Raw genomic sequence first — 26,096 nt, 5'->3', positions numbered from 1 at the left:
CGGGGAATAAGGTAACAGTCTAATAAAAGTCGCGGGTCAACGAACCGATGATCTGGATAGAGGCGCCCTGCCCGCCGGAATGATTGTATAGATTAAAGAAGAGCCGGTTGCCATACATCAGCTTCAGACGGCTCACGGTGTTCACGATCCCCATATTGCCGATGCCTGCCGGCATCCCCTCGGTCTCTCGGCCCTCCGGGTCCGAGTCATTGATCCTGCCCAGAATTTCTTGGATCTTCGGCTCTTCCAAGCCGCTGCCGTTATCCGAAATCTCGATCGCCCACAGTCCGTTATACAGCTTGGCCTTGATCCGGATGTGCCAGGGAGGGTCCGATTGATCGAAGGCATGCTGGATGCAGTTCTCTACGAACGGCTGGATGACCAGCCGGGGCAGCAGAATCCCTTCTGCCGAAGGATCGATGTCCATCTCCCAGACCAGATCGTCTTCATACTGCTGTCCGATCAGCGCCAGGTAATGCCGGGTATGTTCGATTTCATCCCTTAAGGTCACATGCTCGTAAGGCGAGGAGACCACATACCTGAGACTGTCGGACAAGTGTTTGCACATCTCGCTGACGGCGTGTTTCTTGCCCTCCTGGGCCGCGATGCTGATCAGGTAGAGCACATTGTGGATAAAATGCGGAGCAATCTGCGCCTGCAAGGCGGAATGGCGCGCCATGGCTTCCTTATGCACCGCGAGCTTCTCCCGCTCGGCCGATGCCTGCAGCCGTTCGAACAGCTCGCGGAACGCTTCATTCAACAGCAGCAATTCGTTATTGTACAGCCGGCTGTCCAATCGGAGGCTGAGATTGCCGTAGCCCAGCCGCAGAATTTGGCTGCGGATCCGCCGGACCGGCAGCACCAGACTCTTGGAGGTGAAGTAGATGTACAGGAAAGAGAACAGCGCCAGGGAGACAAGGAGCAGGACAGCCGCATTCTTGACGGAATTCACCGAGCCCAGAACGGACTCCCCCGGCCGGACGACATAGACCGTCCATCCCGTGTCCGCCGACGGATGATAGGCGACATAATTGCCGGCCGGATCCTTATAGATGCCGCTTGCCCCCGCAGGTTCCCCGCTGCCCGGCTTCGGCATGGCGGCCCCGGCCCCGGAAGAGGAGAAGACGGGTTCTCCGCTGTCGTCCATCACGAATACTTCAGCGGTACGACCGGATTCTGTCAAGGCCTGCAGGTCACGAGAGTCCATCTGGATGGACAGATAGCCGTAGGCGGTGCCGTTGACATCGACGATGGAGCGTATGAAGGACACCGGCTTGTCTTTGGGCGCATAGAGGATGTAACTGCTCTTTTCGAGGGACCGGCGTAACGTATCGCTGCTCAGCACCGGTCCGAGTGCAGGCAGGTCGTTGTATCCGACATACGAGGCGAGCTGGTCGCCTTGGAGACTGTAGATCACCATATCGTGGACATTCAGGGTAGGCCCGATGGCTCGGAACATAATATCGCTCAGCACCCGCTTCTGAGTCAGGTCATCCATCGTAACAGCGGGCTTCTGGACGAACGCCTCATATAGGAACGTGAATATATCCCGGCTCGACAAGACGCGCTGGGACAGCTGGTTCTGCATGGCGATATAGCTGTCGAGATCATGGGATACCTTGACGGCCGTTGAGAGGGTGTCCTGCACAGTCCTTTCCTTGAGCGGCTGGATGACGAGGAGATTCACATAGACCAGGAAGCAGCCGAGAATGAATACCAGGAGGATGACAAAGGTGGCGAACAGCCGGTGCTGGAGGCTGAGCTGCAGCGGCTTCTTGCCGAGCAAGGGATTCAATGGCGTGCGCCTTCCTTCCTGTGGGATGAAGAACACCCCTACTATATCACCTGATGTAAGCGGTTAACAAGTCTGGTTCGGTTCAGAATATTACACGGCAACTGTCAACCACGAACATGTACTTGGCTGGAAGGCTGACCTATAATTGGGATTGCAAAGAGTTTCCTAATATTAAATTGATGGAGGGGTTCAGTTTGAAGCCAGGCAATAGAAGCGTCGCAATAGGCTCGCTGGCACTATTGACAGCGGTTTCTTTGGTGGGCTGTGCATCTGGGACGACCCCGGGAGCAGGCACTGGGAGCACGGCAGGGAGCACGGCAGGGAGCACTGACGAGGCCGCTTCCACGAAATCCGGCAAGGTAACCATTGAATTCGCGCTGGGCAAAAGCTCGGAGAATGCGGCTTATGCCAATCCAGCGCTGCTCGCGGAATTCGAGAAGCAGACGAATATTCATGTCAATATCCAGATGCTTCCCTCCGAGCAAATCTCCACCATCATGCAGACGAAGCTGGCCGTAGGCGAAGTGCCGGATCTTATTCTGTATAACCTGGTCAGCGCGGAGCGGGAGCTCAATCTCAGCAAAAATTTTGAGGTGCTCGATCAGGAGCCTTGGGCCTCCAGACTGATGAACAAGGAGGTGCTCTCGTCCGGCGGGCACATCTATGCGTTTCACTTGAATCAGGATGCCGGACAGCAGGGTATGGTGTACAACGAGGATATTTTCAAGGAGCTGGGACTGTCCGTTCCGAAGAATTATACGGAGCTGCTCGACGTCTGCGAGAAAATCAAAGCCAAAGGCATTACCCCGATCTTCATGCCCTTCAAAGATTCTTGGGCAACGAACATCTGGACGGCGGCCGCTCTGGCGGATTATGCCAAGAAGAACGATCCCAAGCTGTGGGAGGACTTGACGACGAACAAGCGCAAATGGACCGAGATTCCCGCCTTCGAGACTATCACGCAGCAGCAGCTGGATCTGTTCAAAAAGGGATATACGAACAAGGACGTGCTCAGCGACAGCTACGACATGGCAGTAGGCAAATTCCTGAAGAAGGAAGTCGCCATGATGGCGATGGGGGACTGGCTCATTAACGACGCCTACCAGAAGGACCCGAACCTGCACCTAGGGCTCTTCGCCATTCCCTATGCCGACGGAGCGGATCTGGGCATCAGTCCGCTGGGAGGACAATTGTTCGTCCCGAAGAAAGCCAAGCATCTGGCCGAGACCAAGAAGTTCCTGGACTACCTGGCCTCGCAGAGCGTAGGGCAGCAGATCGTGACGGCGAACAAATACATATCGAACTTCAAGGATATTCAGACGCCGGAGCTGCCGCCGTATAAGCAGGCCATCGTGGCTACGTATCTGAAGACGAACCGGACGACGATGACGATGGACGCCTACCTTCCTGTCGATATCTCGGAGCTGTGGAAAGGGTACCAGGACATGTATGCGGGCGGCAAGACGGCCAAAGAGGTGTATGCCGCTTGGGATAAGAAATTCGGATTGCTTATGAAAGACAAAAAAATGCCGGGTTTTTAAGTTGAGACAGGGAGTGTGATCCCATGGGCATTACCAAACGGCTGTATTCCTATTATCTGCTGCTGCCGGCTCTTCTGCTGTATGTGGTCTTCTATGTACTGCCCACCGTCATCGGACTATTCTATTCCTTCACCGATTGGCGTCTCGACTCTGAGGAGGTGCAGTGGAACGGGCTGGATAATTTCGTGCGCATCTTTTCGGATGAGACGCTGCTTCTGGCGATGGAGAATACCCTGATATTCGCCGTAGTCACCGTGATCGGCAAGAATGTGCTGGCGGTTCTGCTGGCCGTAGCGCTGAATATGAACCTGAAGATGAAGAGCGGGCTGCGGGCGGTGTTCTATGCGCCGTCGATCATCAGTGTGCTCGTCATCTCTCTCTTGTTCACCCCGCTGCTCCGTTCGGAGGGGCTCCTCAATCAGATGCTGGATGGCGCGGGTCTTGGCTTTCTGCAGATGGCCTGGCTGACCGACCCCTCCGTCATCATGCTGACGATCAGCGGATTGTCAATCTGGCAGTATACCGGCTTTCAGATGGCTATTTATTTGGCGGGGCTGCAGTCGATCCCGAAGGACTATTACGAAGCGGCGCGGATCGACGGGGCGGGGAGCTGGAAGAGCTTCCTCCACATCACGCTCCCGCTGCTGTGGCCGGCGATTAATATCAATGTCATGCTGACCCTGATCGGAGGCCTGAAGGTATTCTCGGAGGTCTTCGTCCTGACCGGCGGGGGACCGGGCAACGCCTCCCAGGTCATCGGGACCATAATCTTGAGAGCGTTCGGGGAAGGGAACTGGGGGCTGGGAACGGCCGTGAATACCTTGCTGTTCGTGACCGTGACTCTGATATCCATTCCGCTGCTCCTCTATATGCGCCGCAGGGAGGTGCAGGAATAATGAGGTCTTTTCGTAAAATGGATTGGAGAACGGTTACGGTGGAAGCGGTCCTGCTCCTTCTGGCGTTCACGATCATTGCCCCGCTGCTGATTATGCTGCTCGGCTCCTTCAAGACCAGCGCGGAGGTGCTGGACTTCTCCTTGCGGCTGCCGCGTCAATGGATGTTCTCCAATTACTTGGAAGTGATTGAACAAGGGGGACTGCTCCGCGCCTTCTGGAACGGCATGCTGATCTCGGGCGTGTCTTCGCTGCTCAACATCATCACGACCTCTGCAGCCGCGCTCGTGATCGTGCGCCGGGATACGCGGCTCGCCCATCTCATCTACCTGTTCTTCTTCATGGGACTCATCGCGCCCGTCTCGATCATTACCACGATCCGGGTGGTCCAGTGGCTGGGCCTGTACGGGACGATCACCAGCGCGATCTTGATCTACACGGCGATGAACAGTGCCTTCAGCGTCTTCCTGTACGCGGGATTCATGAAGTCGATCCCGAGAGCGCTGGATGAGGTGGCCTTCCTGGAAGGGGCGAACATGTTCGATGTGTACCTGCGGGTCATCTTCCCGTTGATCGTGCCGGTCAATGCCACGGTGGCGATTATGGTATTCATGTCCGTCTGGAACGATATTACGATTCCGATCTACTTCTTGACCGACAGCTCCAACTGGACCATGCCTCTGTCGGTGTATAACTTCTACGGCAAATTCAGCCGGGACTGGAATCTGGTATTCGCCGATCTGACCCTGACCTCCTTGCCGGTGCTGATCCTGTATCTCCTCGCGCAGAAGTATATTGTCAGCGGCATGACGGCCGGAGCCATCAAAGGGTAGAAGGGCGCGGCTCGGGACAGCGATAACGTAAAGGAACAAGAAGGAGAGGATGAGTGCCGAATGAGAACGGTATTGTTTCAAGGCGATTCGATTACCGACGGCGGCCGCGGCCGCAGTGAGGACTTGAATCATATCCTGGGTCACGGATATGTCTATCTGATTGCTGCGGAGCTTGGCTTGCGTACACCGGCCCGCGCTCCGCATATGATCAACCGGGGTGTAAGCGGCAATCGCGCAGCCGATCTGTACGCCCGCTGGGAGGAGGATGCCCTCTTGCTGCAGCCGGACCTCATCTCCCTCCTCGTCGGCGTCAATGATGCCGGCGCCCAGGTCAGCCGGGGACGGGACGGAGGGCCGGACCGGTTCGGGCGAACCTGCCGCCGGCTGATCGAGGATACGGGAGAGTTCCTTCCTGACTCCACGCTGGTGATCTGTGAACCGTTCCTGCTTCCGGCAGGACGTGCGGCACTGGAGTGGCAGGTCTGGGATACACAGATGAAGCGCAAGCAGGAAGAACTCCGGAAGCTGGCGGAGGAGTACAGCCTGGGGTATATTCCGCTGCAGCAAAGCTTCACCGATGCCTGCGAGCTGGCGCCCGCGGCTTTTTGGCTGTGGGACGGGATTCATCCGACAGCGGCTGGCCATGCGTTACTCAAGAACCGGTGGCTGGAATACTATGATGCGCAGCTCGTGCCGGGCAGCGGAGGATCCGATGAAGGTAGGAATCCGAAGTGAAAGTTACAGCATTCTTGAAGAGGAAGGGAGCGGTCCATGGGTCATCGGGTACGGATTAGACGGAAGGGGGCCCGGCAGCGGAAAGGGCTTCCCCTGAAGGGGCGGATGATGATCCTGTTCCTGTGCAGCTCCCTGATTCCCTTTCTCAGCATCGGAGCCATCTCTTACTCTACTATTTACTCCATGATGCAGAACAAGATCCAGACGGGGATCGTCAGCAACCTGAAAGGGGTGGAGCAGTCGCTGGAGAACACCCTCAGCAACCTGAACCACGTCTCCCAGCAGCTGGCGTTCGAAGGATCTGTCGGACGGAAGCTGGACCAGCTGCTGGAGGCACAGGAGCCTTATGAGCGTTCCCGGCTCACGGATGAGGTGAAGAACGAGCTCAGCTTGATTACCTTCACGAATCCGAATATCGGCCTCACCCTGTATTATTTTCAGAGGGAGGGGACCACCGCATTCGAGAACATGGGGGTGAAGGACGGTTTCGCGCCGGAGAAGGCGCCGCTGCTCGGACACTACAACGGCATCTCCTATTATGGTCCGCACCCGAGCAGCAACCGGTTCGACAACCAGGTCGTGCTGTCGGCTCTGCGCCGGGTGGAGCTGCCCGAGCGCGAGGATGTCTACGTCTATATCGAGTCCGGCTTCAAACTGGCGAGCGGCATCCTGGGCGAAGGGTTCGGCGGGAGGGTATCCCATCTCATCGTGGATGGCGAAGGCCGCATCGCCTACAGCCACATTCCGTCCGCATTTCCGGTGGATACGTTATTTCCCGGCTTCACGGAGGAGGGAACAGCCGGGCTGGATGCGGACCATTACTGGTTCCGGGAGAGGAGCAGCCAGGGCTGGAGCGTGCTCTCCGTCATTCCTGCGGCCGACTATAACCGGGAGATGAACCGGTGGTGGGCCCAAGTGCTGCTGGCTTCGCTGCTCTTCCTGTGCATCTCGCTGCTGCTGGGCTGGCTCCTGTGGTCCATGGTGTACAGACCGCTCGGCACCTTCCACCGGGAGATCAAGGGCATGACGCTTCAAAAAGGCAGCCCGCAGTCGGATGAGCCGCTACCGGCATGGCCCCTGCGGCCTACTCATATCCCCGAATTCGATGATCTGCTGCACCGCTTCCGGGAGATGCGGGGACAGATCTGGAGTCTGTTCGCGGAGGTGGAGCTGAAGGAGAAGCGGCGGGCGGATCTCGAGGTGGAGAAGCTGCTGTACCAGATCAATCCGCATTTTTTGATGAACACGCTGGATACGATTCGATGGCTCGCGGTGATGAGCGGGCAGACAGAGATCGACCGGCTCGTGCAGTCGCTGAACAAGCTTCTTTATTATAACCTGGGCAAGTTAGGGCAGGAGGCGACCATCCGGGAGGAGCTCGATGCGCTCCATCAGTATTTGACCCTGCAGGAGGTCCGGTACGACTTCCAGTTCCAAGTGGCTATCGAAGCGGAGGAGGGGGTGCTGGACACGCCGATCCCCCGGTTCCTGCTGCAGCCGCTGGTCGAGAACGCGCTGTACCACGGTCTGGAGGATGAGGGACGGATCGATGTGGAGGTCCGGCAGGAGGGGAGCTTCGTGCGGATTACCGTGCAGGACAACGGGGCGGGCATGCCGGAGGAAGAAGTGAGCCGGCTCCTGGAGGAGCGTCCGCCCGAAGAGCGGAGGGTAGGCATGGGGATCGGCATGAACTATGTCAAACGGATGATGGCCATCCATTACGGTGTGCGGGCGGAGCTTGCGATCCTAAGCCGGCCGGGGCACGGGACGCGCATGGAGCTGAAGCTGCCGCTGACAGAGGAGGAAGAGCTGTGATTCGTGTACTGGTCGTTGACGATGACAAGCTGGTGCGCAAGGGATTGATCTCCGCTATGCCTTGGGAGGCATGCGGGATGGAAGTGGTCGGGGAAGCTTCACAGGGACTGAAGGCGCTCGAATTCATGGAGGCGCATCCTGTCGATCTGCTCCTCACCGATCTGGCGATGCCCGTGATGACGGGCATCGAGCTCATCCGCGAGGTGCGGAAAAGGGGCATCGACGTCCATATCGCCGTGCTTACGCTGCATCAGGATTTCGAATATATCCAGGAGGCGCTCCGCCTCGGCGCCATCGATTACATAGCGAAGGTTCAGCTCGAAACGGAACGCTTCGATGAAGTGCTGAGGCGTATCGCCGGGCGGATCGGCGAACGGCACGGGAGCGGGAAGGAGGGCATTGCCTCACCGGGGACAGAGGAAGCGCTGAGGCCGGACCGGGGAGCCGCCTTCGTGACCCTGCTGCCGGATGCGGACGCGGGGTGGCTGCGGGAGCTGCTTCCGGAGAAGCTGCAGCCTGCGCTGCAGGAGATCGAGCGGGGGCTGTGGGTGTGGCTGCCGGCCGAAGGGGAGCACGAGTCGCGGAGTGGCCGGACGGATGGGATGCTGCGCTTGGGCTTCCCTATGGACCGGACCCGTAACCGCAATGAAGACATTCCCTTCCCCGCGCCCGGTTGGGCGCTGCTCGAGCTGTCCGGCCTGCGGGAGTGCAGTGCCGGCCAGCTTCAGCGTGCGCTGCGGGAGTATAAGGACCGCAGCCTGTTCTACGACATGCGTGAGGACGGGCGTCTCGGCGTGTTCTCCCCCGCCGGATGGATGGCCTCCGGCCCCGAAGCGCCTGAGGCAGCGGGAAGCGGTCTCCCGGCTGCATCTTGGCTCTCGCCCGAATGGATCCACAGCCCCGCCCTCTGCGGTGCCTTGAAGGAGCGGCTGGCGCAGACCCGGATCCCGCCCGCGGAGCTGTATGCCCTGCTCTATACGCTGGCCGCCTCTTGGAACCGGTTCTACCATGAGGTGGCAGGCGTCGAGATCCGGCCGCCTGCCGCGATGGTGTACCGGTATCAAGGGCTGCAGTGGCTGGATGATACGAGCGCCGAAGTCCGGCAGGCAATGGGCAGGTCCGCTTACTCGGCGGGCGTGGTCGAAGCCGTGATGAAGAGCGTGCATCTGCTGCACGAGGAGCTCGGCGGGGAGATGACGGCGCAGGATGCGGCCCGGCGGGTGCATATGAGCCGCAGCTATTTCAGCGAGTGCTTCAGGAATATCGTCGGCTGCACTTTCAACGAATACTTGAGGAAGACGCGGATGGCCAAGGCGGAGGAGTATCTGCTCCACACGGACAAACCGGTCCAGTGGATCGCGGAGAAGACAGGGTATCTCGACGAGAAATATTTTCGCCGGACCTTCCGCGAGGTAACCGGATTGCTGCCAAGCGAATACCGCCTATCCCGGAGGGAGGGGGGAGAGGTGTCGCCGGGCAAGGGGGACAAATGACGGCGTGTAAGCGGCTGGGGCCGCCGGTTGGCGGTGCGCGGGGTCAGCGAAGGCTGCATTCCCCGAAGCGGCGGACATCACTCCCCGCCAATCGAAGACCCTTTGCCATCCAGCCCGAAGGGCTGGTTATGGTACCCTAGGTTTGTAAGCCTTTACAGACAGGGCGGGTGCCGTAACGCATTCGCGGGGAACCCAAGACCGCCACACGCAGTCCGAACGCAATCCAAACCATATCGAATAGAAAGAAGGGGTATTCATGCGCATCATCCGACAAGGCCTCCCCGTGCTGGCAGCAGCCGGACTGCTCACCGTCACTGCTTGCAGCGCGCCGCCCGAAGCGAAGCAGCCGGCCGCTCCGGCAGAGACCAAGAATGCTAGAGAGAAGTCCGGTTCCGCTCCCGCCGATCCGTTCGGCAAGTACGAACAGCCCTTGACGATCACGATCGGCAAGAGCGTCGACCCTACCGACAAGAGCCTGCCGGCAGGCGATACGCCGGAGAGCAACCAGTACACGCGCTACGTCAAGGAGCACCTGAACATCGACTCGAAGCTCGTCTGGCAGGCCGCCGTGGGCAAGGACTACGACCAGAAGGTCAACCTGTCGATTGCGAGCAACGATCTGCCGGACACGATGGTCGTCAACGACACGCAGCTGCGCCAGATGGTCAAGGCGGGCCAGCTGGCCGACCTGACGGATGTATTCGCGCAGTATGCCTCGCCGGCAGTCAAGAGCATCATCGAATCGACGAAGGGGCTCGCATCCAAGGCGGTCACCTTCAACGGCAAGATGATGGCGATCCCGAACGTCACTACAGAGTCGGATATGGTGCATATGATGTGGATCCGCAAGGACTGGCTGGACAAACTCGGCCTGCCGGTTCCGAAGACGCTGGATGATCTGGAGAAGACGGCCAAGGCGTTCGTCGAGCAGGATCCGGACGGCAACGGCAAGGCCGATACGATCGGCATCACGGGGCCGCAGTCCGGCGGGCTCATCCATGCGAATTTCATTACGCCGAACAATAATAACTACGGCTTCGACCCGGTCTTCTCCTCGTTCCACTCCTATCCGGGATTCTGGCTGAAGAGCGCGGACGGCAAGCCGGTCTACGGCTCCATCCAGCCCGAGACGAAGGAGGCGCTCGCGAAGCTCCGCGATCTCTATGCCAAGGGACTGATCGACAGGGAGATGAGCGTGCGCAAGGACGCCTCCGAGCTCATCAAGAGCGGCAAGTCCGGCATCTGGTTCGGCATGTGGTGGGGCGGGTACGGCCCGCTCGGGGATGCGATCCAGAATGACCCGAAGGCGAACTGGCAGGCCTATGCGGTGCCCCTGGACGCCTCAGGCGAATTCACGCCGCACATGGGCACCCCGTCCAACCAGTTCGTCGTCGTCCGTAAGGGCTACGAGCACCCGGAAGCGGCGATGAAGATGATCAACCTGCTGCTGCGCGATGAATCGAAGTTCGATGTGAAAGTGGCGATCGCCAACTATCCGCTGCGCCTCGTGTTCGCGCCGATGGATGAGATGGATGTCACCCTGAAGATGCTGCGAGAAGTGCTCGCCGGCACGAAGAAGCCGGAGGAGCTCGACCTGCCGGGCTACAAGCTGCTCAAGGCCGATGCCGAGAACGTCAAGAAGGTGAAGCTCGAGCCGTACGATCAAGTGGATATCCAGTACTGGAAGCCGGAGGCCGATCTCGGGGTGTGGAAACGGATGTACTCGACCTTCGTCGGTGTGGCGGCGCTCGAGAAGCCGTACAAGAAGACCTACAGCGTGACGTACTCCCAGACGAAGACGATGGAGAGCCGCTGGGCGAATCTCGACAAGCTCGAGAAGGAGACGTTCCTGAAGATCATCATGGGCGCAGCGCCGCTCGATACCTTCGACCAGTTCGTGACGAATTGGAAGAAGCAGGGCGGGGACCAGATTACCGCCGAAGTCGAGGAAGCGTCGAAATAGAGGGCTCGTATTCTCGTTTTTGCGCTCCGTTATGCTTCGCATAAAGGTCGCTGTCAAAAACGAAATACACTGATAGTGCAGCCGGGGCATCCCTGCCGGGATGCTTCGGCAACTCTGAATCTAGCGTGTGGAAAGGTGCTCTGCCAATGAGAACGAAAGGATTCGTGAAGCATTATTACCTGATGCTGCTGCCCGGCATGATCTGGCTTACGCTCTTCAGCATCGTGCCGATGTTCGGCATTGTCATCGCCTTTCAGGACTACAATCCGGGACTCGGCATCTTGCATTCCGATTGGATCGGCCTGGACAACTTCCGCTACATGTTCTCGCTTGGGGACAGCGGCCTCGTATTCCGCAATACGATCGTGATTGCCGTTATGAAAATCATCGCCAACCTGTTCGTCCCGCTCGTCTTCTCGCTGCTGCTTCACGAGCTGCGGCTTGCCGTATTGAAGCGGTGGGTGCAGACGATCGTGTACCTGCCGCACTTCCTGTCCTGGGTTATTCTGGCGGGCATCCTGCTCGATGTCTTCGCCTACAAAGGGCCGGTGAACCAGATGCTGTCCGCCTTCGGGGCGGAGCCCATCCTGTTCTTCGCGCGGGCCGACCTGTTCCCGCTGCTCATCGTCGGGAGCGATGTGTGGAAGGAATTCGGCTTCAACACGATCATCTTCCTGGCGGCGCTGACGGGCATTAACCCGTCGCTGTACGAAGCGGCGGCGATCGACGGCGCGACCCGCTGGCAGCGGCTGCTGAACGTGACGCTCCCAGGTATCGTCACCACCATCATCCTGCTGGCGGTGCTCAGTCTGGGGAACGTGCTCAACGCGGGCTTCGACCAGATTTTCAACCTGTATAATCCGCTCGTCTATTCAACCGGCGATATCATCGACACCTGGGTGTACCGGACAGGGCTCGTCGATCTGCAGTACGGTCTGGCAACGGCCACGGGTCTGCTGAAGTCTGTGATCTCGTTCATCCTGATCACCGTATCGTATCTGCTCGCCTCCCGGTTCGCGGGATACCGGATATTCTGAAGAGGGCCTGCAGTTCAATCTTGAAGGAAAAGGGGGGACCGTAATGGTTCAAGAAACTACTTGGGGTTCCCGGGTATTCGATGCCGTACTGGTCGTGCTGATGGCGGGGGCTGCGCTGCTCTGTGTGCTCCCGATCTGGTATACGCTGGCCGTGTCGCTCAGTGCGAATGCAGCGGCGGCTGCGGGCGAGGTCCGGCTGTGGCCCGTAGGATTCAATCTCGGCTCCTATAAGGAGATTATGGGCGATACCAAATTCTTCGGCTCCTTCTGGATCTCGATCCAGCGGGTGGTGCTCGGAGCGGGGCTGAACCTGATCGTCACTGTGCTGATGGCGTATCCGTTGTCGAAGACGACCAAGGACTTTCCGCTGCGCAATGTATTCATGTGGACCCTCGTGTTCACGATGCTCTTCAACGGGGGGCTGATCCCCTGGTACCAGACCGTGAAGTCGCTGGGGCTCATCAACAGCATCTGGGGACTGGTGCTCGGGAACAGCGTGCCGATGTTCAACGTCATCCTCGTCGTGAACTACTTCCGCAATCTGCCGAAGGAGCTGGAGGAGGCGGCGCTGGTCGACGGTGCCGGGCCGTGGTACATGCTCTGGAAGGTATTCGTGCCCCTGGCCGTGCCGGTGCTCGCTACCGTGACCCTGTTCAGCATCGTGTATCACTGGAACGAATTCTTCAACGGACTGGTGCTTATGTCGAAGGCCGAGCATTACCCGCTGCAGACGTATATCCAGCAGCTGGTCGTCATCATCGACGCCACGACCATGAATGAGGATCAGATCAAGCGTATGAGTGAGCTGTCGAACCAGACCTTGAATGCGGCCAAAATCTTCATCGCCATGATTCCCGTGCTGGTCGTGTATCCGTTTCTGCAGCGGTTCTTCATTCACGGCATCACGCTCGGCTCGGTGAAAGAATGAGGTGCGCGTCCACTTGGGCGAGGGACCTATGATGGCGCCAGGCAGGGAATGAGGGCAGGCAGGGACCCGGGACGTTAGTCTCCGGGTCTTTGGGCTGGGCAGCACTAAGCCCTTAAGGCCGCTTCCTAACAAGCAGGAGAAAGAGAAGGTCAATCGCAAAGGGGACTGCACATTCATTTTTAAAATTAGTGATTGACCAATCACTAGATACTTGGTATAGTGCACTTATAAGTTAGTGATTGATCAATCACTAAACCTACATCGAAATGAGGCGGATGAACATGAAAAGAGCGATTGTGGTAGGAGCAACAGGCGGCACGGGTGCCGTTATTACGGCGGAGCTGGTGAAGCGGGGAATTCCTACGACGGCCTTCGGCCGTTCTCTCCCGAAGCTGGAACAATTCGCGGCGAAGCTCGGAAATCCGGCCAACCTGTCGCTGGCGGCAGGCGACGCGTTCCGGCCGGGTGATGTAGCGGCCGCTTCGGCAGGTGCGGACGTCCTCTTCCACTGCGCGAACGTACCGTACCATGAGATGGCAAGCCGGCTGATTCCGCTGGGTGAATCGGTCATGGAAGCCGCGAGCCGGCTAGGCTTGAAGGTAGTCGCGGTAGACGGCATTTATCCTTACGGAAGGAGGCAGTCGGACCGGGTGACCGAGGACCACCCGAAGCAGCCGCATACCAAGAAAGGGAAAGTCCGGCTCGCCTTTGAACAGATGATATTCAGCAGCCGCTGGAATAACGTGGAGGCCATGATTGTCCGCCTGCCGGATTACTACGGGCCGACCGCGAATCAAGCCTCTTATCTCGGGGGCACCCTCGAGAGCATTGCCGCAGGCAAAATGGCGTTCTTCATCGGGGGCATGAGGGTACCCCGTGAATACGTGTACTTGCCCGACGCAGCGGTGATGATCGCCGAGCTTGCCGCCCGGGAGGATGCTTACGGAGAGAATTGGAACCTTCCGGGCGCCGGTGTCATCTCCGGCCGTGAGATCGTGCGTATTGCCCAGAGGGCAAGCGGAGCTTCGAACCCTGTTATCTCTCTGGGGAAAGCCGGCCTCTCCCTGCTGGGTCTCTTTGTCCCCGTGATGAAAGAGGTCGTCGAGATGCTGTATTTGACAGAAGAACCGCTGCGTTTGAGCGGGGACAAATACGAGCGCCGCATCGGTAACATTCCGGCAACCCCCTTCATTGACGGCATTACGGCAACGATCCGCGAATTGCAGAGCGGCAAATGACGGAAAAAACGATGTGACCTATGGTGAGTGATCAATAAATCAAATTCTGCTTAGAAAGCGTCCATCCACAAGGCCGATCATGAGAATGGAAGTACACGGGCACGACCTTCTCCAGGGATCTGCTGTGGAACAGCCGTAGATCCGCTTTACTTGCAGCGGTCTTTGTTATAGTAATTTTCGCTCAAGAAGATCGATGCGTTCTTTCCAGGATTCTTCGAATGGCCGCGGCAACCCGGTCCGGCCGGTCTTCCTGGACGTAATGAGAAGCATCATCGAGGACTTCCGATTCATGATTTTGAAGGTAGCTCTGCCATTTGGCCATCTCTTCGAGCGGGAAGCCGGCGCTGTCTTTTGTACCCCACAGGATGTGGGCAGGCACGTTAGACAATGCCGGAAGCCTGGATTCGGTCTCAGCCAGCCAAGGCCGCGCCTTGCGGATGTGCCTTGGGAAAACCCATGTCGGCTTCCTCGAGGCCGGGGTGGGGAAGGGGGCTGTATAGGCTGCGCGCAACGTGTCCGTGACCCTGTCCGTATGGTGAATCCCGTGCGGTACGATGACTCTGGCGAAGAAGTTGCGCCGGGTCTGGAGCCAGTACCCCAGAGGCCGCCCTCCCATGGCCAGGGAGAACAGCTTCATCGGAAGACGCTCAGCCGGCCAGGCCCAGGTGTTCATGAGAACGATGCCGCGCAGGTTGTCGCGGTTCTTCGTCGCATAGTCGAATCCGATGGGACCGCCCCAGTCCTGGACGACCATCACAAAATCCTTGAGGTCGAGGCGCCGGATCCATTCGTGAACGGCCTCCGACTGTTCCTGCGGCGTATAGCCGTAGCCGGAAGGCGCTTGAGACATCCCGAATCCGGGGTAATCGACGGCGACCAGCCTGCATTCGCGGCTGAGCTCTTTGATGACATTCCGGTACAGATAAGACCAGGTAGGATTGCCGTGCAGGAGCAGAACCACCGGTCCTTCTCCCTCGTCCAGATAATGGATCATGCCGTCGCGGTAGGGCAGCCAGTGGTCCTTGAACGGGTATTCCTCCGCGTCCACTTCAAAGGGCCGTTTCATTTGGATAGTCATGGGATCTCTTCCTTTCCTTCACTTTCACTTTCCCCATCGTATCGGAGTATGATACATTTGAAAAGTAGTTACAAATAAGTGCAATAGTTTCAAAAAATGAACTATGGAGGGATAGCAGATGATCGATCCTGAATGCCCTGATGTCATCGAGCCGGTCTTGAAGATGCTGGACGGTAAGTGGACCCTGCTGCTCCTGCGCGACTTGTTCAATGGCATCAAGCGCTTTGGGGAACTGCGCCGTTCGCTGCACCCCATCAGTCCGAAGACCTTGACGGACCGGCTGCGTCTGCTCGAGGAACAGGGCATTGTTACCCGGACGCTGTACCCGGGCGTTCCGCTGCACGTCGAGTATGAACTCACCGAACGCGGGCAGCGCCTTCAACCCATTTTTGCTGCGATGAGGGCTTGGGCCCAGACGGAGCTCACGTGTCCGCAAAAGAGCAAATCAGCTGAATTAGCTTGAGCCAACAATCAACAGAGCGGCTGCCAGGGACTAGAATGATCGTCTCCGGCAGCCGCTTTGTACGTGGAATACAGCACAGGGGCCGGGCGTTTCGGCTCCTGTTTTGTTGTCCTTGGCCCATACAAGCTGGATGGGCAGGGCTATTCTGCTCACAACGGGCAGCTGCAGAAATTGCAGAAACGAGTCGACAAAGGAAAAATATGGGCCTATTTGCTCAGGACCCGAAGCACTTACCAGAATAGTCAAACTATTATTTAATTAATTTCAATATACCAATGGTTAAATGTCAGATATCGTAATCTACTTTATTATCTTAGGAGGATTCCTATTGAAAAAACGAAATTTGAAAATGACCAGCATACTATTATCCGCCTGCTTGGGTGCGGGACTACTCTCTTCCTCGGCTCTGGCGGCGGAATCGGAGTATACCGGCGCGGCTCTGGATGCGCCGCCGGTCGATCTGAACATTGTTGACGAAGAGCGCCTGGCCAAGGGGCTGATGAACCGCGGCATTCTGAGCAAGAATGCGACACCCGACCAAATCGCCAAATCCGTCAAATCGTACATAGCGGCCAAAAGTAAAAATATTCAAAGTCCCAGCGCCAAGCAGGACAAGCGTCATGACGAGATGGACCGGAAGTCCAAGGAGTTTTTGGCGAAGCAAAAAACGCAGCTGTTAAAACAGATGAGCAAAGGCCACGACAACTTCAAAAGGGGAAACCCGGACGGCATCCGGATTCCCGAAGCGCGGACGCAGCGCTATAACGGTCCTGTCCGTCAGGACAAAGTGCTGGTGCTGCTGACGGAATTCGCGGACTTCAAGCATAACAACATCAAGCAAGAGCCGGGCTATATGTATGCAAGCGATTTCAGCCGGGAGCACTATCAGAAGCTGATGTTCGGCAGCCGGAACTTCACGCTCTTCGACGGTTCCAAGGTCCCCACGTTCAAGCAGTACTATGAAGAGCAGTCCGGCGGCAGCTACACGGTGGACGGTTATGTATCCGATTGGCTGACGGTTCCGGGCTCCGCTGCGGAGTACGGGGACGACAACCCGGCCGGTGGTCATGACAACCAGGATCCGAAGGGGCCCCGGGATCTGGTGAAGGACGCCCTGAATGCGGCGGCAGCGAAGGGCGTGAATCTCGCCGACTATGATACCTTCGATTTATACGATATGGACGGGGACGGGAACCAGAACGAACCCGACGGGATCGTGGATCATCTGATGATTATTCATGCGGGTACCGGACAGGAAGCCGGCGGCGGCCAGCTCGGAGACAATGCCGTGTGGTCGCACCGTTGGACGTTGAATGGCGTGTACCGCATTCCCGGCACTAGCACCCCAGTCGACTATTGGGGCGGCCAAATGGCTGCTTATGATTACACGATCCAGCCGGAAGACGGAGCCGTAGGGGTATTCGCCCACGAATACGGCCATGACCTTGGTTTGCCGGATGAATACGATACCCAATATACCGGTCAAGGCGAGCCTGTCGCTTCCTGGTCCATCATGAGCGGCGGCAGCTGGAACGGGAACATTGCCGGTACTACGCCAAGCTCGTTCTCTCCCCAGAATAAAGAGCAGTTCCAGAAAACGATGGGCGGCAACTGGGCCAACATCAGCGAGATCGATGCGTCAGAGATCAACGGGTTCGGTGCGGCAGCCATTATTGACCAGAGTGTGACCAAGTCGCGCAATCCCGGCATCGTGAAAGTCAACCTGCCCGAGAAGGAAGTGCAGGGCATTAAGCCGGCCTTCGGCACGAAGTACTACTACAGCACCAAGGGCGACAATCTTCACACGACGCTCGCCACGCCGGAGTTTGATTTGACCGCGGCCAAGACGGCTTCGTTCGATTTCAAGACCTTGTATGATGTCGAGTACCAGTATGACGCCCTCACGGTAACCGCGGTGACCTACGATGGAAAGAGCGTCGTGCTCGATACGATTGGCGACGACGATACGAACGGCGACGCCAAGGCCGAAACCACCAACGGGGCTTGGGTGGACAAATCCTACAATCTGAACCAGTTCGCCGGCAGCAAAGTCTCTCTCCACTTCGATTATGTTACGGACGGCGGCCTTGCCCTGAACGGCTTCGCGCTCGATAATGCCAAGTTAACCGTCAACGGCCAGACCGTCTTCTCGGACGATGCCGAAGGAACGCCGGGCCTCACCTTGAACGGGTTCACGGTATCGAACGGTGTGGAACTCAAGAAACACTATTACTATCTCGAATGGAGAAATTACGAGGGGGCGGACCGTGCGCTGGCCTTCAGCCGCGGCGTCAAATACAATACCGGACTTGTCGTATGGTATGCGGATGACAGCTATCTCGACAACTGGGTGGGCATCCACCCGGGACAAGGATTCCTCGGCGTAGTCGATTCCCATCCCGAAGCGCTGGTATTCAAGAAGAACGGGGCCGACACTGTCGCCCAGACCACGCGTTACCAAGTGGCGGATGCAGCATTCTCCTTGGATAAGACGCCTGCCTGGTACATCAATAACGAATCCAGAGGCGAATATAAGTATAAGCCGCTGCCTGGCGTGACCGAGTTCTCCGACGCCAAGAGCTACAGCAACACCCTGATTCCGGACGCCGGACGGAAGGTGCCGAATTACGGATTGAAGTTCAGAGTAGTCGGCGAAGCCAGAGACAACTCTGCCGGATTGATTTGGATTCACAAGGATAAATAAGCAGGCACTCATTCTTATCTTTCATTCGACTCTCAGGTAACACAGCGCAAATACACCCCCCAGCATCGCACCCGGTACCGCCTCTTCAGGCCAACGGGTAGCATGCTGGGGGGTGTTTTATTGTTATCAGGCCCGGAGACCCGCGCACGGGCACCATGCCGCCAGATCATTCAACTTGGGCAGGACTCCGTTATTTTTGGGCCATGTCGAGCAGCTTGCGCAGATCGTTGGCCAGCTCCGAAGGGGACAAGGAGGATGAACTAGCATTGGCTTTCATCCGGTCGATCGTTTGAACTGCCTCCGCGCCGGTAGCCTTGATCACCTTCACGTTGCCCCCGATGAAATCGCGGATCCGCAGTTCCGCCTGACCCAGATTATCGTCCGAGCCCGCATTAGAGCCCAGCGTCCCTACGCTTGTTCCCGGCTCCTGGCCTTTGCCGGACTGCCCCCCGTGCGGGCTGAGCACCTTTTGCTGCAGAGAATCGATTTGGGCTCCCGATTTCTGCAGATGGTCGGTCGCCAGCACGACCGTATCGTCGAATACGAACACCTTCACGCCTTCGATTCCCGCTCCGCTGAGCCGGGATTCGAGGTGGGAGGAGAAGCCCTCGCTGTGAAGCCCCGAGCTCCCGATCATGCTGTACACCGAGCTTCCGAGTCCCTTAGAGGTGCCGCCAAGCTCATTGGTCGTGCGGAGCTTGTGGCTGTTGGCGCTTGGAATGACTCCTGCATCATGCAGATGCGTCCCTTGCGTATGATCCGAAGTCCCGGCAGCGGATTGGGTCTGAAGCTGATTGGCTTTGCCGGTTTGGTTCGCCGTCTGGCTGGCGTTTTGATTCGTATTTTGCTGGCAGGCCGTGAGAGCCAGAACGCTGCAAACCACCGGCACAGCAAGCATGAGCCCCTTTTTCATGATAGAACCCTCCAATGTTTTCAATTTTTATTAGGGTAACCTTTCCTTCGGTTTGTATAATATCCTCTTCTTGGAAAAATAATATAAAAAATCGATCCTACAATGGTGAGGTGGCTGCAATGGAACAGCAAGATGGACAGAAGCCAAAGGAAGAGCAGGGAGAACCCGGCAAGCTTTCCCGGCGGAATTTTATTAAGAACACCGGGTTTGTGCTCGGTGGGGCGGTACTCGGTGGCGCGATCGGCTCGCTTATCAAAAAATCCCCCCAAACCGCAGCGCCCGCTCCGGCTCCGGCAGCGGCGGAGCCCAAAAACTACAACCGCGCGTTAATGTTCTTCACGCCGGAACAGTTCGCTGTCACCGAAGCGGCGGTCGAACGCATCTTTCCGGCGGACGAGAACGGGCCGGGGGCCAAGGAACTCGGCGTAGCCTTCTTCATTGACCACCAGCTTGCAGGCGACTACGGCTTCAATGCGAGGGACTATATGTCTCCGCCGTTCTTCGCCGGAGAGAAGGTGCAGGGCTATCAAGGCCGGCTGAAGAGGCGGGAGATGTATGAGATCGGTCTGCGGGAGCTGGAGAATTACAGCCAGGCCCAATTCCAGACCGGGTTCACCGGGCTGACCGACGAACAGAAAGACCAGGCGCTCAAAGCGTTCGAGACCGATGAGGCGAAGCTGACGACGATCTCCGCAAGCGGATTCTTCAAAACGCTCCGCAGCAACACGCTGGAAGGGGCTTACAGCGATCCGTTGTATGGCGGCAATATCGATATGAAGGGCTGGCAGATGAGGAATTTCCCGGGAGCTCAAATGAGCTATGCCACCGTGATCGACAAAGAGTTCACGAAAATTCCTCCGCAAAGCCTGCAGGAGCACATGACTCATTAAGGGAAAGAGGGAAAGCTGCGTATGGCAAAGACACTGCCGAAGACGGACGTTGTGATCATAGGAGTAGGGTGGGCCGGAGGCATTATCGCTTCGGAGCTCACCAGGGCCGGCTTGAATGTCGTCGGTCTCGAGCGGGGCAAGGAACGCAAGACCGAGGATTACTTCATGGTACATGACGAACTGCGTTATGCCGTCCGTTATGAAATGATGCAGGATCTCTCTAAGGAGACGATCACCTTCCGCAGCAACGAGAACATCAGGTCCCTGCCGATGCGTCAGTACGGTTCCTTTCTGATCGGCGACGGCCTGGGCGGCTCGGGTGTGCACTGGAATGGACAGAATTTCCGGTTCCTGCCCTACGACTTCGAGATCCGGAGCAAGACCATCGAACGCTACGGCAAGGACAAAATTCCGGCCGAGATGACCATCCAGGATTGGGGCATCACCTACGACCAGATCGAGCCTTACTACGATAAATTCGAAAAAATGGCGGGTATCTCCGGAGAGGATAATCCGCTGGGAGGCAAGCGGTCCAGCCCGTTCCCAACCCCGCCGATGAAGAAAACGAAGGCGATGGAGCTCTTCACGGAGGCGACGAAGCGGCTCAATCTGCATCCTTACGTACAGCCCTCCGCGAACCTGTCGGACAATTATACGAATCCGGACGGGATTACGCGAGCCGCCTGTCAATACTGCGGCTTCTGCGAGCGGTTCGGCTGTGAATACGGCTCTAAGGCCGATCCAATGGTCACGGTTATCCCGGTCGCCAAAAAAACGGGCAAGTTCGAGATCCGGACCCACTCGAATGTGCGACGGATCCTGCATACCGGGAATAAGGCGACTGGCGTCATGTATACAGACTTGACCACGGGAGAAGAGATTGAACAGCCGGCGGATATCGTCGTACTGTGCGGCTATGTTTTCAACAATACGCGGCTGCTCCTGTTGTCTCAGCTCGGGCGTCCGTATGATCCGGCCACGCACACCGGGGTCATCGGCAAAAACTATGCCTACCAGGTTCGCAAGGGGAATGCGGTCGGCTTTTTCGAGAAGAAGGAATTCAATAATTTTGCCGGGGCGGGCGCGCTCGGCATGATCGTCGACGATTATAACGGCGATAACTTCGATCATTCGAGTCTGAACTTCATTCACGGCGGGATGATCATCCTGGGACAAACCGGCTACCGGCCGATTCTGAACAATCCGGTTCCGTCCGGAACGCCTTCCTGGGGCAAGGACTTCAAAGCCAATTCCGTCAAGTACGCCAACCGGGCGCTGACGGTGGGAGGGGAAGGCTCCTCCATGTCGTTCCGGCACCATTATCTTGATCTCGATCCGACGTACAAGGATGCATTCGGCGATCCGCTGCTGCGGATTACCTTCGACTTTGAGGACCAGGACCGGGAACTGGCCAAATTCATGGCCGGCAAATGCGCCGATATTCTCAAAGAAATGGGCGCGGAGCATGTCGATCCGATGAAGGAGCTCGGCCCCTACGATATTTCTACCTACCAATCGACGCATAATACGGGCGGCGTCATCATGGGCTCGGCGCCGGAGACCTCGGCGGTCAATACCTATTCGCAAATGTGGGACGTGGATAACCTGTTCGTCGTAGGCGCAAGCTCCTTCCCGCAGAATGCGGGATACAATCCGACCGGGACGGTGGGGGCGCTTGCATACCGCGCGGCCGAGGGCATCTTAACCTACCGGCAAAAAGGAGGCGTGCTGGCTTGATGGGGAATCTGTTATCGCCAGGCCACCTGGTGCTTCTCCTGCTCGTGATCCTGCTGCTGTTCGGACCGAACAAGCTGCCGGAGCTTGGCCGGGCCTTCGGCCGCACCCTCAGGGAGCTGAAGGAAGGCGCCCGCGAGGTGACCTCTATCGCGGAGCCCGCCCCGGAGCAGGAGCGCACCGAGGTTACTGCAACGGCAGCACCACAGACAACACGCGACAAGTAAGAGGAAGGGTAAGGGGAGAGCTGCCGGCTGCTGTCGGCGGCTTTTTTTGCACAATGTGCCGATAGGGCCGGGCGCGCTCTTTCCTTCATTTACGCGATCTACATATTGCGGCAATACAGCCATAACAATTCTTCTTTAGAGTCTAGGTTGTACCGCCCGCGAGGGGGAACGGTAACTGTTACGGACCTAAAGAGGAGGGAATCATGAAAATGAAAAAGAAGTGGATATGCGCTGTGGCTTCGATCCTGTGCGCGGCAGTTATCTCCGTGACGGCCGCCGTCCCAACGACGGCACAGGCAGCATCCAATATGGTGCCTGACTATGAGGTGAAGATGTTGATGCCTCCTTCCGCTGTTCTCGGAGGCGACGCGAAGCTGACGGCAGATGTCAAGTCTGCATTCGGTATGCCGGACACGGTGACCAAGATGAACGTGCAGTTCTTGGACACGGACGACCAAGCGTTGAACCAGAACGGCTGGAACACCCGCATCCGCAAGACGGAAGGCGAGAGCGGCTTCGAGCTGACTTATAAGAAGCGGTATCCCGTTACCAATAACGACATTGACGGAGCTCTATCGAACGCGAACCTCGACGGCTTCGATGTCAATGATTCCAATTATGAAGCGCAGATCGAGTGGGGCTACCAGAAGAAAACGCTGAGCATCTCCCGCAAAAAATCCGGTTCGAAGTCGGGCTACAGCGGGATGGACCTGCCGAATCTCAAGGATTCACGCAGTCTGCTGGTCAACCATGCTCCCGATCAGTTCGACGATGATCTGTTCTCCGGCTGGGGGACGGGCGCTCTCTCCGGTTCGCGGATCTACGGACCTGTATTGGCCAAGCGCAGCGAGGGTACGTGGAGCGGACTGAAGACCTACATCGAGGTGTGGCCGGTCAAGAATGCGGCGGGCACCGGGATGGAGTACATTGTCGAGATTTCGTTCAAGACGAAGGACAGGGCTGCAGCTTCCGCGAAGAGCGCTGCGCTGCAGACTTATCTGCAGAGCAAGGGCTGGTTCCTGCCGCAGGATTCACTGAAGACGCAGGTCATACTGGACCGGTATTGATAGCGAGGCAATAACGGGGCAATGAAGCCGACGGATCCATCGTGAGTGCCACACGTGTTACACGGTTTCAACCCATACGAAGAGCTGCGGGAGGATCGGAGTCGATCCCCTTGCAGCTCTTTTGGTTTGGTTGGATGGGCGGTTAGCTATCGCTTCCAGCCTGGGTGTCAATAAAATTACTTCTATTATATACCAGTTTTTTTGACTGGGGATGAGCTGCCGGGCTTCGGGAGGCCATGAACAAATCGTCTGTTCACGCAAATGCTGCCTTCGGGGATAAGGACGTACTCCGGTGTGAAAAGAAATCGAACATATGTTCGCAATAAATCCTTTCTTTAGTTTGAATTGAAATATATGGTATGATGTTGGTGCTTCCAGGACCTTGAAATGAAAGTTGAAGACGAAGGAGTGCCGTGACCGATGAGCACATCACCACCCAAAGCGCAATCGTCCCTCGTGGAAGGACCGATTGCCAAGACGCTATTCTTTTTTTCTTTACCGATTCTGCTCGGCAATGTTCTGCAATCGCTTAACGGCTCGATCAATGCGATCTGGATCGGCAACTTCCTGGGCGAGACCGCACTTGCAGCGACATCGAATGCCAACCTGCTCATGTTCCTGCTCATCAGCGCAATCTTCGGTCTGGCGATGGCCTCGGTCATCCTGATCGGGCAGCATCTGGGAGCCAAGCAGGAGGAAGAGGCGAAGAAAGTCGTAGGCACGAGTGTCGTGTTCTTCTTCGCGCTGTCCTTGATTGTGGCCGGCCTCGGCTATGCCTTCTCGCACGTGATTCTGCGCTGGATGAATACCCCTGCCGATGCCGAGGCGCTGGCCGTGACGTATACGCAGATCATGTTCGCCGGAACGCCGTTCCTGTTCGGCTTCAATCTCATCATGGCGATCATGCGGGGCTCGGGCGATGCCAAGACGCCATTTTACTTCCTGCTGCTGTCGGCGGTGCTTGATATTGCGCTCAATCCGCTGCTGATCGCAGGAGCGGGGCCGATCCCTGCACTGGGTATTGCCGGATCCGCCATCGCGACCTTCATCGCACAGCTCGTCAGCTTCGTCCTGCTCATCGTGTACTTGTACCGCAAACAATATTTTTTGCGGATTACGAGGAAGGAGCTTCACCTGCTGCGCTTGGATTGGAGGATCATTCGAACCACCGTACAGAAGGGGATACCTATGGGGCTCAACCTGATCGTGGTGTCGCTGAGCAACCTGATTCTCATTCATCTGGTCAATTCGTACGGTTCGGAGGCCGCCGCCGCCTACGGGGTCGCCAGCCAAATCTCCAACTATGTCCAGATGCCGGCCATGGCCGTGGGGGGAGCCGTCACTTCGATGGCGGCGCAGAATATCGGCGCGGGCCGGTGGGACCGGGTGTCCCGCATCACATGGACAGGGGTCGCCTTCAATGTCTCGCTCACCGGGGGGCTGGTGCTCATCCTGCATTGGTTCAACCGTCAGGCGCTCGGACTGTTCCTGCCGTCCGACGGGAAGGCCGTCGATCTCGGGATCCATATCAACGACGTAACCTTATGGTCGTTCATTATTTTTGGAATGTTCACCGTGGTCGCCAGCGTCGTCCGCGCTTCGGGAGCGGTCATCGGCCCCCTGATCGTCTCGTTCATCGCGCTGCTGTTCGTCCGCAATCCGCTCGCCGTGTTCCTTGGTCATCACTACGGGTTTAATGCGATCTGGTGGAGCTTTCCGATCGGGTTCGCGGTAGCGACAACGCTCAATTTCCTGAATTACTTTTTTGGAGGCTGGCGCAAGGCCCGGCTGATCAGCCAATCGACAACGACCAGCACGTCATGATTCCGGCAGCCTATAGACCAATAACGCATCCTCGCTGTAGAGGATGCGTTTTGTTCATAGATAATAATTTATAATCTCGCCAGGGCTCGATCCTGTAATCTTATAAGCGCGTATCGTCCTTAAAGGACGGCGAAGCCGTTTATCTTGAGGACTGAGGACTGCCTCAAGGATGCCGAGGGCATGATCTTAGTAGAGGATATCCAGCCCCACGTCTAGCATCACTTCTTTCTCGAAGAAGCGGATCATGATTTTCGCCCGTTTTTTATGCTTGTCGATTTTTTTGATAATGCTCTCCATATCCTTCAAGGGACCGCTCTTCACGATCACCTTGGAGTCCTCGATCAGCACTTTGGAATATCCCAGAATTTCATCCTGCCGGATCAGCTGGAGGAGGCCCTTCATTTCATCGTCTGGTATTCGCTTGAAATAGGCTTCCTGATCCTCCGGGGTCTGCTCCGCAAACTGCACCTTCCGTTTCGTCAAATCATGGTAGTTGAGCAGCCTGTAGACCATAGGGATATCGCCGATCTGATAATATGTATGGAAATCCATCCGTATATTGAGGAGAATATAGCCGGGGAACATCTTCTTGATGACGTCGATATACAATCCATTTTTCTTCTCGGGTATCTTTCTCTGGGGGATAATGCATTCCATATGGTTCCGGTCGAACCGCCTGTATAGCTCCTCACGCACACGCTCTTCTTTTCCTGATTGGACGAACAAAGCATACCATCCCATAATAACCCTCCAATTCATGATGAATGTACTGGGAAAATCAACGTCAAAAGGAAATGTATGTAACAAATAGTAGCATCGGGTTGTTCAATAATCAACAGGCAACGAAGTTATTTAATAGCAAAAATATTTAATATTTACTTTTGTGAACTGCTGTACTAAACTACTAAAAGAGCTCATCCGGAGG

Annotated in this window: 21 protein-coding genes; 17 read left to right on the top strand and 4 right to left on the bottom strand. The window is 57.0% G+C overall.

The annotated features are described in order from the left end of the window. Positions 1-19: 19 nt before the first annotated feature. Complete coding sequence (locus tag O9H32_RS19380; RefSeq protein WP_269867773.1) at positions 20-1,795, bottom strand: cache domain-containing sensor histidine kinase; 1,776 nt, start codon at positions 1,793-1,795, stop codon at positions 20-22. Between the two features lie 194 nt (positions 1,796-1,989). Here O9H32_RS19380 and O9H32_RS19375 point away from each other — a divergent pair, with 194 nt between their 5' ends. The 10 genes from O9H32_RS19375 (at position 1,990) to O9H32_RS19330 (ending at position 14,271) form a co-directional block, all read left to right on the top strand. Then, positions 1,990-3,336 (top strand): ABC transporter substrate-binding protein, encoded by a 1,347-nt coding sequence (locus tag O9H32_RS19375; protein ID WP_269867772.1) that lies wholly within the window; start codon positions 1,990-1,992, stop codon positions 3,334-3,336. 23 nt (positions 3,337-3,359) lie between these two features. After that, entirely contained in the window at positions 3,360-4,232 is an 873-nt protein-coding gene (locus O9H32_RS19370) for a carbohydrate ABC transporter permease (protein ID WP_269867771.1), read from the top strand. Beyond that, positions 4,232-5,062 (top strand): carbohydrate ABC transporter permease, encoded by an 831-nt coding sequence (locus O9H32_RS19365; protein WP_269867770.1) that lies wholly within the window; start codon positions 4,232-4,234, stop codon positions 5,060-5,062. Before O9H32_RS19370 ends, O9H32_RS19365 begins: the two co-directional genes overlap by 1 nt. Positions 5,063-5,122: 60 nt before the next feature. Then, positions 5,123-5,797 (top strand): SGNH/GDSL hydrolase family protein, encoded by a 675-nt coding sequence (locus O9H32_RS19360; protein WP_269867769.1) that lies wholly within the window; start codon positions 5,123-5,125, stop codon positions 5,795-5,797. A gap of 36 nt (positions 5,798-5,833) precedes the next feature. After that, on the top strand, positions 5,834-7,612 hold the full coding sequence (locus O9H32_RS19355; protein ID WP_269867768.1) for a sensor histidine kinase: 1,779 nt from the start codon (positions 5,834-5,836) through the stop codon (positions 7,610-7,612). Next, positions 7,609-9,105 (top strand): response regulator, encoded by a 1,497-nt coding sequence (locus tag O9H32_RS19350; protein ID WP_269867767.1) that lies wholly within the window; start codon positions 7,609-7,611, stop codon positions 9,103-9,105. Before O9H32_RS19355 ends, O9H32_RS19350 begins: the two co-directional genes overlap by 4 nt. Positions 9,106-9,361: 256 nt before the next feature. After that, positions 9,362-11,068 carry an extracellular solute-binding protein gene (locus tag O9H32_RS19345; protein WP_269867766.1) on the top strand — a complete coding sequence of 569 codons (1,707 nt, stop codon included), beginning with the start codon at positions 9,362-9,364 and terminating at the stop codon, positions 11,066-11,068. A 146-nt stretch (positions 11,069-11,214) separates the two neighbouring features. Then, positions 11,215-12,105: an ABC transporter permease gene (locus tag O9H32_RS19340; RefSeq protein ID WP_269867765.1), complete on the top strand. Its 891-nt coding sequence runs from the start codon at positions 11,215-11,217 to the stop codon at positions 12,103-12,105. A gap of 43 nt (positions 12,106-12,148) precedes the next feature. Then, positions 12,149-13,033, top strand: coding sequence for a carbohydrate ABC transporter permease (locus O9H32_RS19335; RefSeq protein ID WP_269867764.1), 885 nt, complete (start codon positions 12,149-12,151; stop codon positions 13,031-13,033). A 281-nt stretch (positions 13,034-13,314) separates the two neighbouring features. Beyond that, complete coding sequence (locus tag O9H32_RS19330) at positions 13,315-14,271, top strand: NAD-dependent epimerase/dehydratase family protein (RefSeq protein ID WP_269867763.1); 957 nt, start codon at positions 13,315-13,317, stop codon at positions 14,269-14,271. A 181-nt stretch (positions 14,272-14,452) separates the two neighbouring features. On the opposite strand, the gene O9H32_RS19325 is transcribed toward O9H32_RS19330, so the two are convergent. Then, positions 14,453-15,349, bottom strand: coding sequence for an alpha/beta fold hydrolase (locus tag O9H32_RS19325; protein ID WP_269867762.1), 897 nt, complete (start codon positions 15,347-15,349; stop codon positions 14,453-14,455). 118 nt (positions 15,350-15,467) lie between these two features. Here O9H32_RS19325 and O9H32_RS19320 point away from each other — a divergent pair, with 118 nt between their 5' ends. Both O9H32_RS19320 and O9H32_RS19315 read left to right on the top strand, forming a co-directional pair. Next, complete coding sequence (locus O9H32_RS19320) at positions 15,468-15,812, top strand: winged helix-turn-helix transcriptional regulator (RefSeq protein ID WP_269867761.1); 345 nt, start codon at positions 15,468-15,470, stop codon at positions 15,810-15,812. A 349-nt stretch (positions 15,813-16,161) separates the two neighbouring features. Next, a complete protein-coding gene (locus O9H32_RS19315) occupies positions 16,162-18,516 on the top strand; it encodes an immune inhibitor A domain-containing protein (protein ID WP_269867849.1) in 2,355 nt (784 codons plus the stop codon). Between the two features lie 190 nt (positions 18,517-18,706). On the opposite strand, the gene O9H32_RS19310 is transcribed toward O9H32_RS19315, so the two are convergent. Beyond that, positions 18,707-19,429, bottom strand: a complete 723-nt coding sequence (locus O9H32_RS19310; protein WP_269867760.1) for a hypothetical protein — start codon at positions 19,427-19,429, stop codon at positions 18,707-18,709. A 119-nt stretch (positions 19,430-19,548) separates the two neighbouring features. Between O9H32_RS19310 and O9H32_RS19305 the strand changes: the two genes are divergently transcribed. The 5 genes from O9H32_RS19305 to O9H32_RS19285 all read left to right on the top strand — a co-directional run bounded on the left by O9H32_RS19305 (position 19,549) and on the right by O9H32_RS19285 (position 25,171). After that, positions 19,549-20,319, top strand: a complete 771-nt coding sequence (locus O9H32_RS19305) for a gluconate 2-dehydrogenase subunit 3 family protein (protein ID WP_269867759.1) — start codon at positions 19,549-19,551, stop codon at positions 20,317-20,319. A 21-nt stretch (positions 20,320-20,340) separates the two neighbouring features. Continuing rightward, on the top strand, positions 20,341-22,056 hold the full coding sequence (locus tag O9H32_RS19300) for a GMC family oxidoreductase (RefSeq protein WP_269867758.1): 1,716 nt from the start codon (positions 20,341-20,343) through the stop codon (positions 22,054-22,056). Next, a complete protein-coding gene (tatA, locus tag O9H32_RS19295) occupies positions 22,056-22,280 on the top strand; it encodes a twin-arginine translocase TatA/TatE family subunit (protein ID WP_269867757.1) in 225 nt (74 codons plus the stop codon). The genes O9H32_RS19300 and tatA overlap by 1 nt, the downstream gene beginning before the upstream one ends. Positions 22,281-22,483: 203 nt before the next feature. Continuing rightward, positions 22,484-23,347, top strand: coding sequence for a hypothetical protein (locus O9H32_RS19290; protein WP_269867756.1), 864 nt, complete (start codon positions 22,484-22,486; stop codon positions 23,345-23,347). A 420-nt stretch (positions 23,348-23,767) separates the two neighbouring features. Beyond that, complete coding sequence (locus O9H32_RS19285; RefSeq protein WP_269867755.1) at positions 23,768-25,171, top strand: MATE family efflux transporter; 1,404 nt, start codon at positions 23,768-23,770, stop codon at positions 25,169-25,171. 186 nt (positions 25,172-25,357) lie between these two features. On the opposite strand, the gene loaP is transcribed toward O9H32_RS19285, so the two are convergent. Further along, positions 25,358-25,912: an antiterminator LoaP gene (gene loaP, locus O9H32_RS19280; protein WP_269867754.1), complete on the bottom strand. Its 555-nt coding sequence runs from the start codon at positions 25,910-25,912 to the stop codon at positions 25,358-25,360. Between the last annotated feature and the right edge of the window lie 184 nt (positions 25,913-26,096).

It is taken from the genome of Paenibacillus caseinilyticus, from assembly GCF_027533645.1.
Taxonomy (GTDB): Bacteria; Bacillota; Bacilli; order Paenibacillales; family NBRC-103111; genus Paenibacillus_G; species Paenibacillus_G caseinilyticus.
Note: the sequence above shows the minus strand (reverse complement) of the source record. Positions and strands in the feature narration are given on the sequence as shown.

Bases quoted from the DNA above. Each gene is read 5' to 3' on its own strand.
- O9H32_RS19370 (WP_269867771.1), top strand. From the start codon at position 3,360: ATGGGCATTACCAAACGGCTGTATTCCTATTATCTGCTGCTGCCGGCT.
- O9H32_RS19365 (WP_269867770.1), top strand. From the start codon at position 4,232: ATGAGGTCTTTTCGTAAAATGGATTGGAGAACGGTTACGGTGGAAGCG.
- O9H32_RS19360 (WP_269867769.1), top strand. From the start codon at position 5,123: ATGAGAACGGTATTGTTTCAAGGCGATTCGATTACCGACGGCGGCCGC.
- O9H32_RS19355 (WP_269867768.1), top strand. From the start codon at position 5,834: ATGGGTCATCGGGTACGGATTAGACGGAAGGGGGCCCGGCAGCGGAAA.
- O9H32_RS19345 (WP_269867766.1), top strand. From the start codon at position 9,362: ATGCGCATCATCCGACAAGGCCTCCCCGTGCTGGCAGCAGCCGGACTG.
- O9H32_RS19340 (WP_269867765.1), top strand. From the start codon at position 11,215: ATGAGAACGAAAGGATTCGTGAAGCATTATTACCTGATGCTGCTGCCC.
- O9H32_RS19335 (WP_269867764.1), top strand. From the start codon at position 12,149: ATGGTTCAAGAAACTACTTGGGGTTCCCGGGTATTCGATGCCGTACTG.
- O9H32_RS19330 (WP_269867763.1), top strand. From the start codon at position 13,315: ATGAAAAGAGCGATTGTGGTAGGAGCAACAGGCGGCACGGGTGCCGTT.
- O9H32_RS19325 (WP_269867762.1), bottom strand. From the start codon at position 15,349: ATGACTATCCAAATGAAACGGCCCTTTGAAGTGGACGCGGAGGAATAC.
- O9H32_RS19320 (WP_269867761.1), top strand. From the start codon at position 15,468: ATGATCGATCCTGAATGCCCTGATGTCATCGAGCCGGTCTTGAAGATG.
- O9H32_RS19315 (WP_269867849.1), top strand. From the start codon at position 16,162: ATGACCAGCATACTATTATCCGCCTGCTTGGGTGCGGGACTACTCTCT.
- O9H32_RS19310 (WP_269867760.1), bottom strand. From the start codon at position 19,429: ATGAAAAAGGGGCTCATGCTTGCTGTGCCGGTGGTTTGCAGCGTTCTG.
- O9H32_RS19305 (WP_269867759.1), top strand. From the start codon at position 19,549: ATGGAACAGCAAGATGGACAGAAGCCAAAGGAAGAGCAGGGAGAACCC.
- O9H32_RS19300 (WP_269867758.1), top strand. From the start codon at position 20,341: ATGGCAAAGACACTGCCGAAGACGGACGTTGTGATCATAGGAGTAGGG.
- tatA (WP_269867757.1), top strand. From the start codon at position 22,056: ATGGGGAATCTGTTATCGCCAGGCCACCTGGTGCTTCTCCTGCTCGTG.
- O9H32_RS19290 (WP_269867756.1), top strand. From the start codon at position 22,484: ATGAAAATGAAAAAGAAGTGGATATGCGCTGTGGCTTCGATCCTGTGC.
- O9H32_RS19285 (WP_269867755.1), top strand. From the start codon at position 23,768: ATGAGCACATCACCACCCAAAGCGCAATCGTCCCTCGTGGAAGGACCG.
- loaP (WP_269867754.1), bottom strand. From the start codon at position 25,912: ATGGGATGGTATGCTTTGTTCGTCCAATCAGGAAAAGAAGAGCGTGTG.